Below are 1,418 nucleotides of genomic sequence, written 5' to 3'. Positions count from 1 at the left end.
TCGAGGTGCTGCTGGACGAGGGCTCCTTCGAGGAGTTCGACATGTACGTCACCCACCGCGCGGTGGATTTCGGCATGGCCGAACAGAAGGTGGCGGGCGACGGCGTGGTCACCGGCTGGGGCACGATCAACGGCCGGCAGGTCTACGTCTTTTCCCAGGATTTCACCGTGCTCGGCGGCTCGCTTTCGGAAACGCATGCCCAGAAGATCTGCAAGATCATGGATATGGCGGTGCGTGTCGGCGCACCGGTGATCGGCCTCAACGACAGTGGCGGCGCCCGCATCCAGGAAGGGGTGGCCTCGCTTGCCGGTTATGCGGAAGTGTTCCGCCGCAATGCGGAAGCCTCCGGCGTCATTCCGCAGATTTCCGTCATCATGGGCCCGTGTGCCGGCGGTGCGGTCTATTCGCCGGCGATGACCGACTTCATCTTCATGGTGCGGGACTCATCCTATATGTTCGTCACCGGTCCGGACGTGGTGAAGACGGTGACCAACGAGATCGTCACGGCGGAAGAACTCGGCGGCGCGGGCACGCATACGAAGAAATCCTCGGTCGCCGACGCCGCCTTCGAGAACGATATCGAGACGCTGGAGGCGGTCCGCCGGCTCTTCGATTTCCTGCCGCTCAACAACCGCGAGAAGCCGCCGGTCCGCCCGTTCCATGACGATCCGGCGCGCATCGAAAACCGCCTCGACAGCCTGATCCCCGACAGCCCGGCCAAGCCCTACGACATGAAGGAGCTTGTCCATGCGATCGCCGACGAGGGCGATTTCTTCGAGATCCAGGAAGCCTTCGCCAAAAACATCATCACCGGCTTCATCCGCATCGAGGGCCAGACGGTGGGCGTCGTCGCCAACCAGCCGATGGTGCTGGCCGGCTGCCTGGATATCGACAGCTCCCGCAAGGCCGCCCGCTTCGTGCGTTTCTGCGACGCCTTCTCGATCCCGCTCCTGACGCTGGTCGACGTGCCGGGCTTCCTGCCGGGCACGGCGCAGGAATATGGCGGCGTCATCAAGCACGGCGCCAAGCTCTTGTTCGCCTATTCGGAGGCGACCGTGCCGATGGTGACGCTGATCACGCGCAAAGCCTATGGCGGCGCCTATGACGTGATGGCGTCGAAGCATATCGGCGCCGATATCAACTATGCCTGGCCGACGGCGGAAATCGCGGTGATGGGCGCCAAGGGCGCCACCGAAATCCTCTACCGTTCCGAACTCTCCGATCCGGAGAAGATCGCCGCGCGCACCAAGGAATACGAGGAGCGCTTCGCCAACCCCTTCGTGGCGGCCGAGCGCGGCTTCATCGACGAGGTGATCATGCCGCATTCGTCCCGCCGCCGCATCGCCCGCGCCTTCGCCTCGCTCAGAAACAAGCAGGTGACGACCCATTGGAAGAAGCACGATACAATCCCGCTGTGA

General features: G+C 63.7%; 1 protein-coding gene. It reads left to right on the top strand.

Translation table 11 applies throughout. The annotated features are described in order from the left end of the window. Positions 1-1,418 (top strand): acyl-CoA carboxylase subunit beta (locus tag ACMGE0_RS33465; protein ID WP_436820155.1); only part of this gene is annotated, 1,418 nt, incomplete at its 5' end.

Origin of the sequence: Neorhizobium descurainiae, from assembly GCF_051400715.1 — a bacterium.
Lineage (GTDB): Bacteria > Pseudomonadota > Alphaproteobacteria > Rhizobiales > Rhizobiaceae > Neorhizobium.
The sequence above is the reverse complement of the archived record's forward strand: the minus strand, read 5'-3'. Positions and strand labels throughout refer to the sequence as shown.